Raw genomic sequence first — 1641 nt, 5'->3', positions numbered from 1 at the left:
ATCGGCGGGTACTTTCGTCCATTTCACACTGCCACCTGTAGGGTTATTCCAAACGCGATCCTGCCGTATCGTCAAGATTTCGGATCCATTTTCGCCCGCATTCAGATGAAAGGTGTATCTCTCCCGATGGGTAGGTGCCACGGTGTTCCCCAGTACAAAGGCCAGACCGCTGCGGAAATCCCGCCAGTTGGTGACCAGCTCGTCCTGTTGCGGAGAGAATTTCGCCACCGTAGTCTCATCTGCTGCCAGTGTCGCTTTCAAGGCAGCCCAAATCTGGGCCGGCTTCGCGCTTGTGCTCAAACGCAAATCCGCACCGGCACCCAGAATTTGCGCGCTCACACCCGGCAGCATGTTTTCTTCGACTGGCTGCTGCCCGGCCGCCGTGTGGGGCTGAAACAGCCCGTAACCACCGGAGGCGCTATCCTTCGACAGCTCGCTGGAAGTTACCGCCCCCCCCGGTATGGTAACTCCCGGTTGCGGCGCCTGCGCCAGCAGATCCGGTGGAATCTTCAGGGGTTCCATCACCTTGGAATCCTGGTATTTCGGGCCACTGTTAGACTTGAAGAAGGGGATGTAGGAACATCCCCCCAAACCCAGACTGGCAACCACGGCAAGAGCTACGTAACGGCGCATGCAAGACTCCACTAAACGCGACCAGGCGCGAGAATAATTAGACACACTGCGCCCGACGCAAACTTTCGCGCAGACGCTCATGATGAACAGACGAAAAAGGGGTCAGGGGCAGACGCAGAGCCGCTCCCATGCGGCCCATCTCGTGCAGGGCCCATTTGACCGGGATGGGGTTGGACTCCAGAAAGAGATCCCGGTGTAACCCCACCAGTTGCGCGTTGACCGCACGGGCACCAATAAAGTCACCGGCCAGCGCCAGATCACACATCCGCGCCATCAGCCGGGGCGCCACATTGGCGGTGACCGAGATCACGCCACGTGCACCCAATGCCAGGGCGGCCAGGGCGGCACCATCATCGCCGCTGTACACCTGCACCTGATCCCCACACAAAGCCAGAATTTCAGCAACCCGCTCGACTTTACCGCTCGCTTCTTTGATGCCGATGATATCGGCACGCGGCGCCAGACGCGCTACTGTCTCTGGTAAAATATCCCCAGCGGTGCGGCCAGGGACATTGTAGAGAATCATGGGAAAGTGGCATTGCTCGGCGATCGCCGAATAGTGCTGGAACAGCCCTTCCTGGGTAGGCTTATTGTAATAAGGGGAAACCAGCAGGGCCGCATCAGCTTTGACTTCCATGGCCGCACGGGTGAGCTCTATGGCCTCATAGGTCGCATTGGCTCCGGTCCCGGCGATCACCGGGATGCGCCCTTTGACCTGCTCCACGACGGTCCGAATCACCGCCACATGTTCCCTCATTTCCAGGGTGGCGGATTCTCCCGTGGTACCGACGGCAACCAATGCGTGCGTCCCTTCGGCGATATGCCACTCCACCAGATCGCGGAGCGCAGTGTCATCTACCACGCCGTCCGCCCGCATGGGCGTCACCAAAGCTACCATACTGCCATGAAACATGATCCAGCTCCCGCTTTAACCCATGCCTTTTCTGCTAGGGATGGTACTTGCCCAACGGCGGGCTTGGCAAGGCAAGAATCACCCACACCGCCACG

Annotated in this window: 1 protein-coding gene and 1 pseudogene; both read right to left on the bottom strand. The window is 59.4% G+C overall.

Translation table 11 applies throughout. The features are described from left to right. Positions 1–633, bottom strand: a pseudogene (locus HF921_RS13095) (outer membrane protein assembly factor BamC); the annotation flags it as partial. A gap of 37 nt (positions 634–670) precedes the next feature. Further along, positions 671–1546 (bottom strand): 4-hydroxy-tetrahydrodipicolinate synthase, encoded by an 876-nt coding sequence (gene dapA, locus HF921_RS13090; RefSeq protein ID WP_064219723.1) that lies wholly within the window; start codon positions 1544–1546, stop codon positions 671–673. Positions 1547–1641: the final 95 nt, after the last annotated feature.

The organism is Acidithiobacillus ferriphilus (assembly GCF_018854775.1).
Lineage (GTDB): Bacteria > Pseudomonadota > Gammaproteobacteria > Acidithiobacillales > Acidithiobacillaceae > Acidithiobacillus > Acidithiobacillus ferriphilus.
Note: the sequence above shows the minus strand (reverse complement) of the source record. Positions and strands in the feature narration are given on the sequence as shown.